Source organism: Fredinandcohnia quinoae, assembly GCF_022427965.1.
GTDB classification, from domain to species: Bacteria; Bacillota; Bacilli; order Bacillales; family Bacillaceae_L; genus Ferdinandcohnia; species Ferdinandcohnia quinoae.
Window position 1 is genome coordinate 1 of sequence record NZ_JAKTTI010000069.1, and the last position, 6,224, is coordinate 6,224.

Consider the following 6,224-nt stretch of genomic DNA (forward strand, 5'->3'; position numbering starts at 1 on the left):
TGAAAAAAAACTGTAGGCAAACTCGAAAATCTTCGAGTTTGTCTACAGTCTGAAAGAAGTAACCATATTTTATGGTTACTTCTTTTTGTTAGTTTTTGCAATTAACTAGGGAAAAGGGATCTGTCCCTCTTTCCCGCTTATTTTATTTTAAAGCCCTGGATTAGTGAGTTTAACTGATTTGCGCTATCTTCGAGTGTTCTTGCGCTGCGTGATACTTCGCTCATTGAACTGCCTGATTGTTGGGCAGTTGCTGAGATTTGTTCAATTCCTGCTGCACTTTCCTCCGAGACAGAAGCAATGTTTTCAATTGATTCATTAATCGTTTTTGTATTGTCTAATACATTGTACAAGGATGATGACATCTCCTCAATTTTGGATCCAACTTCGTCAATCGCTTCCTTGATGTTATCAAAGGTTTTACCAGTAGTTTGAATTTGGTCTGTTCCTTCATTTACAAATTCATATCCTTCATCAAGTGATGCGACCACTTGTTTTGATTCATTTTGGATATCGGTAACAATTGATGTAATATCCGTTATTGAGTGACTTACCTGTTCTGCAAGCTTTCGAACTTCATCTGCAACGACTGCAAATCCGCGGCCATGTTCACCTGCTCGTGCTGCCTCGATTGCAGCATTAAGGGCTAGCAAGTTTGTTTGTTCTGCAATTTCTTGAATCACATTAACTAGTTTTGAAATATCATTTGTCCTAGTGTCTAATCCTTTTACAAGTTCAAGAGAATGCTTCATCTTTCCATTGATGTCATCCATCTTTTGAATGGATTTCTCCATGTATTGGCTTCCATCATTCGTCATTCCTAACATTGTTGCTGCTTGTGCTTTGATATCCTCACTATTGATAACAACGTTCATAATTTCTTGTGCAAATTGACCCATCGTTTCATTTAAGGAAGTGGACGCATGTGCTTGTTCCTCAGCTCCACTAGAGAGATCACTCATTGTTGTAGCGATTTGTTGACTTCCAGCCATGACTTCATCCGCGTATTGAGTAAGCTCTTCACTTTGACTTGTTACATGATTTGATACATCAGCCATTTGCTTAACCATTGATTGTAGGCTTCCGTTCATTGTATTCACTGCTTGAACGAGGTGACCTATTTCGTCTTTTGATTTAGTTGTAATTACTTCCGATGAAAGCTCACCTTTTGCGATTGACATCATTCTAGTTACGATTTTTTTCACAGGTCTAGAAATTGATTCAGCTGTAAAAATAGCTATAATTATTCCCAAAATTAAGACTGTTAATGAAGCAGCGATGCCTACTTTTTGAATAGTATCTGCGTAACTAAGCATGTCGCCACCATTTGATTGGATGTCCTTTTCACGTTCGCCTGCTAATTTCTCAAGTCCATCCATTATTCCTCTTGCAATAGGTTGAGCCTTTGTACGTAAGTTTTTATCGGCCACTTCTTTGAAACCTTCATCGTACTTTTGGAAAATTTCTGTTTCGACCATTTCTCTCCAAGCATTGCTTTCATTAATAATGCCTTGTAATTTCGGCGAAGTTTTATATTTCTTTAATTCCTTTTGAATTTCTAAACCTTCGGCTGTTAATTCATTAAACTCATTTTTAAAGGTATCATCACCATATAGGACATAAGCCCTAGTTACAGAAAGACTTTGTGCAATATTATAGGATAGGTTTTCATCTTCAATTAAGAGAGGTAGTTGTTCTGTCATAATATTTTTCGTCTTTTGATTCATTGAATCTACGGTTAAATAATTAAATGTAGCGTATGCTTGACTTAAAATGATAACTGCTAAAAAACTGATAATTAATTTAAAACGAAGCGTTTTCATTTCTGTTCCCCCTCTTATCTAGTTAATTTCTACTATATGAATCTATTATTCCCTATTTTACGACAAAAAGGTAGGGGATGAAACCCTTTCTTGCCGAAAAATGTATTTTCCGATGTCATTGGCGCTTAGACTATACAAAAAAAGTAACCAGATTTTGACTGGCTACTCCTATTACCTATTCAGATTATTTTAAAAGTAATCCATAAGAACCGTCCCCATGGTCCTAGAGTTTGAATTGCTGGATTAATGTATTTAGTTTGGCAGCGTTGTCTTCAAGTGTTTTTGCACTACGAGAAACTTCGTCCATTGAGCTGCCTGATTGTTGGGCAGTTGCAGAGACCTGTTCTATTGCTGCTGCACTTTCTTCAGATACAGATGCAATGTTTTCGATTGATTCATTGATTGTTCTTGTATTGTCTAACACATTATATAAAGATGTTGCCATTTCCTCAATTTTAGTTCCAACTTGATCAATTGTATTTTTAATATTTTCAAATGTTTGGCCTGTTGTTTGAATTTGATCTGTTCCTTCATGGACAAATTGATAGCCTTCATCTAGTGATGCGACAACCAGTCTTGATTCATTTTGGATATCAGTGACAAATGAAGTGATATCCGTTATTGAGTGACTGACTTGTTCTGCGAGTTTGCGAACTTCGTCTGCAACAACTGCAAAACCTCGCCCATGTTCACCTGCACGCGCTGCTTCGATTGCCGCATTAAGTGCTAATAAATTTGTTTGTTCTGCAATCTCTTTGATGACTTTCACGAGTTCTGAAATATTATTTGTCTTTGAATCTAGCCCTTTTACTAGATTTAGTGAGTGTTTCATTTTTCCATTAATATCTTCCATTTTACTAATGGATTTCTCCATATATTGACTACCATCATCCGTCATTTTCAACATTGATTCTGCCTGAACTTTGATATCCTCTCCACTTCCAACTACAAGCATGATTTCTTGTGCAAATTGACTCATAGTTTCATTCAAAGATGATGAAGCATGTGCCTGCTCTTCAGCCCCTCTTGATAGCTCATCCATCGTTGTTGCAATTTGTTGGCTTCCCGCCATAACCTCATCAGCATATTGCGTAAGTTCTTCACTCTGATTTGAAACATGATCGGACACATTAACCATCTGTTTTACCATGGAGCTAAGGCTTGTATTCATTGTATTTATTGCTCTAATAAGTTGGCCGATTTCATCTTTTGATTTTGTTGTCATTACTTCTGAAGAAAGCTCACCATTCGCGATGGCGTTCATTCTTTTTACCATTTTCTTCACTGGTCTTGAAATTGCTTCTGCTGTAAAGCTTGCAATCGCCAAACCGATAATTAATGCGGCTATTGCTACACTTATCCCGATTATTTGACTTGTCTTTCCACTATTTAGGATGTCATTTCCGTCTGCCAAAATACCTTCTTGGCGAGTTTTTGATAGTTCCTTGAAGCTTTTAATTAATTCGTTTGCGATTGGCTCGACTTTATTTGTAAGGATTCCTTCAGCTAGACCTTCATATCCACCATCATATGTATTAAAGACCTCTTCACTTACCATCCTTTGCCACTCATTGCTTTTCTCAATTAAACCTTTTACTTCAGGGGATGGGTCATACTTTAGGATATCTTCCTGCATTTTTTTTCCTAATGTTATATTCTTTTCAAATTCGCTTTTATAAAATTCATCTCCATAGAGGATATATGCCCTTGAAAGAGCGATACTTTGTGCAATATTAAAGGCAAGATTTTCATTTGACATCAGTAATGGGAGCTCTTTTGAAACGATTTCATCTGTTTGATTGTTCATTGACTTTAACGAGTAATAATTATATGTAGATAGACCCGTGCAAAATAATATTACAATTAAAAAACTTATGATTAATTTCATTCTAATACTTTTCATTTATTCTCCCTCATTTAGGTATAATTTCGCATCACGAAATATATTATAAACCTATCGCTTGTTGTTATACAAGGATAATTTCGAAATTGCTAGAGTAATTAGAAAGGAGATTATTGCACGTACTAATTGAGTAAATTAATATTTTACTAATTTCTGTACTTATCATAAAATTCAATTTAAATCAAACGTTTGTTTGACGGTAACTCCTTACTGCCGCAAGGGATTCAATATTCAACCAAACGTTTGATTGATTGATTAATTGTTTAAAGAATAGCACTGTTAATTCTAGTTGAACTTGGATTATATTCCCACTACTAACTTGCATAAATATAAATTATAATTATTTTAATATTTACAAGACTTTTTACCTATCACTAATAAATTACTGGAGGATAATGAACATGAATAAGAACATGAATAAGGGTAAAAGGCGGTTTTTCAATTTAACTATTCGAAAAAAATTATTATTATCCTTTTTACTAATCATCATCATCCCAAGTGTTACCATCGGGATGTTGTCGTATAATAATGCAAAACAAGAACTAGAGTCGCAGCTTGTAAAAAACTCATCTCAAAATGTTGCTCTACTAGATAATTTTATTACAAATAGTTTAACAACGAAATTTTCTGATGCAGACTATTTTGCTGAAAAATTAAATGATCAAGCTCTTATCGAATCTGAGCAAAAAAACACGCTTGTAACACTAAAGCAATTTGCATTACTTCATTCTGATATTACGAGTATTTATGTAGGTTCACAGAATGGCGATTTAGTTATATACCCAGAAGCGAAATTATCCAGTGATTTTGATGCACGTGAGCGTGACTGGTATAAAGATGCAATGGCAAATCAAGGTAAACCAGTTATTACTGAGCCTTATAAAGATGCAGCTACTGGAAACACTTTAGTAACTATTTCACAACAGTTACATGATGGCTCTGGAGTTATCGGTATCGACATTAATTTAGATGCTATTCAAAAAATGGCTGATAGCTTCAAATTTGGTGAGAATGGTTATCCGATTATTTATACTGCAGGGAAAAAGTACCTCGTGGATCCTAATTTTGAGGCTGGAGAGCCGTTAGAAGCAGCGTCTAATTATGGTCGAATCATGTATAAAAGTAAATCAGGGCATATATCTGATGAGTTCAAAGGTAAACGTTATGAGGCCGATTTTGTTACGAATGAGCTTACAGGTTGGAAAGTTGCAGGTGTCATGGAGTTATCTGAAGTTAATGATGCAACAAGGCCAATCTTAATTACAACTTTTACTATCGTTGGGATTCTTATTTTATTAGGATTTGCGATTGCCTACTTTATCATTAGGTCGATTACGAGACCATTGAGCGTATTAGTTGGAGCCACTCAAAAAGTGAGCGAAGGGGATCTAACTCAAACGATTACCATAAAAAATGATGATGAGATTGGTCAATTAGGTGGCAGTTTTAATAAAATGATTGCCTCACTTCGAGAGTTAATTCATCATGTTGGGGATAAGTCAGGATTGTTAGCATCATCATCTGAACAGCTTTCAGCAAGTTCCGAGCAAAATAGTAAAGCAACTGAACAGGTTGCAAATGCGATTCAACAGGTTGCAGTCGGGACTGAACAGCAAACTGGAATGGTGAAGCAAACCACTGAGGTGGTAAAAGAAGTTGCGGCAAGTATACAACATATAAAAACAAATTCTCAAAATGTCGCACAAACCTCTTCTGAAGCAACGGGGGTTGCGGCAAGTGGTGAGCAGGCTATCCAGCTTTCAATTCAGCAAATGAATCAAATCAATGAATCTGTTACTGATCTAGGACATGTCGTTAATTCATTAGGAGAACGTTCCACAGAAATCAGTCAAATCGTTGATGTTATTTCAGATATCGCAGCGCAAACAAATCTATTGGCATTGAATGCTGCGATCGAGGCTGCACGAGCTGGAGAACATGGAAAAGGCTTCGCAGTGGTTGCTGACGAGGTTAGAAAGTTAGCTGAGCAATCATCTCAATCAACTGAAAGTATTCGTCAGCTTATTTCTTCTATTCAATTAGATACAAATCATGCCGTTGAATCGATGGATCGAGGACGTTCAGAGACTGAGAAGGGGATCGAGATTGTCAATGATGCTGGAACATCTTTTGCAAAGATTCAACAATTTGTTGCGAATGTTGCATCACAAATCCAAGAGGTCTCTGCTTCCATTGAGCAAATGGCTCAAGGTATCGAACAAGTTGTTGACATCGTTAGTGAAATCGACGAAATTGCAGTTCGCACAACATCAGATACCCAGGATGTATCTGCTGCAACTGAAGAACAAACTGCATCCATGCAAGAAATCGCAGCTTCAGCAGCATCATTATCCATTATGGCGGAAGAATTACAAGAAGCCGTTAAAACATTCAAGTTGTAGAAGTATACGTTGGTCGGAATGACCTTATCCACATAAAGACTCTGAAAATCGAGTAGAGTGAACGAATCGGAATTTTGATTCGTTCGACCCTCTCACACC

Annotated in this window: 4 protein-coding genes; 1 reads left to right on the plus strand and 3 read right to left on the minus strand. The window is 36.4% G+C overall.

Annotation, left to right across the window (positions count from 1 at the left end; all coding sequences use genetic code 11):
- Positions 1–137: 137 nt before the first annotated feature.
- From MJG50_RS21825 to MJG50_RS21835, 3 genes are all read right to left on the minus strand, one after another.
- On the minus strand, positions 138–1,820 hold the full coding sequence (locus tag MJG50_RS21825; RefSeq protein WP_240257887.1) for a methyl-accepting chemotaxis protein: 1,683 nt from the start codon (positions 1,818–1,820) through the stop codon (positions 138–140).
- A 223-nt stretch (positions 1,821–2,043) separates the two neighbouring features.
- Positions 2,044–3,723 carry a methyl-accepting chemotaxis protein gene (locus MJG50_RS21830; RefSeq protein ID WP_240257888.1) on the minus strand — a complete coding sequence of 560 codons (1,680 nt, stop codon included), beginning with the start codon at positions 3,721–3,723 and terminating at the stop codon, positions 2,044–2,046.
- A gap of 181 nt (positions 3,724–3,904) precedes the next feature.
- Positions 3,905–4,048: a hypothetical protein gene (locus MJG50_RS21835; protein WP_240257889.1), complete on the minus strand. Its 144-nt coding sequence runs from the start codon at positions 4,046–4,048 to the stop codon at positions 3,905–3,907.
- Between the two features lie 76 nt (positions 4,049–4,124).
- On the opposite strand from MJG50_RS21835, the gene MJG50_RS21840 reads away from it, so the two are divergent.
- On the plus strand, positions 4,125–6,125 hold the full coding sequence (locus tag MJG50_RS21840) for a methyl-accepting chemotaxis protein (protein ID WP_240257890.1): 2,001 nt from the start codon (positions 4,125–4,127) through the stop codon (positions 6,123–6,125).
- The last annotated feature ends 99 nt before the right edge of the window (positions 6,126–6,224 follow it).

Bases quoted from the DNA above. Each gene is read 5' to 3' on its own strand.
- MJG50_RS21830 (WP_240257888.1), bottom strand. From the start codon at position 3,723: ATGAAAAGTATTAGAATGAAATTAATCATAAGTTTTTTAATTGTAATA.
- MJG50_RS21825 (WP_240257887.1), bottom strand. From the start codon at position 1,820: ATGAAAACGCTTCGTTTTAAATTAATTATCAGTTTTTTAGCAGTTATC.
- MJG50_RS21835 (WP_240257889.1), bottom strand. From the start codon at position 4,048: ATGCAAGTTAGTAGTGGGAATATAATCCAAGTTCAACTAGAATTAACA.
- MJG50_RS21840 (WP_240257890.1), top strand. From the start codon at position 4,125: ATGAATAAGAACATGAATAAGGGTAAAAGGCGGTTTTTCAATTTAACT.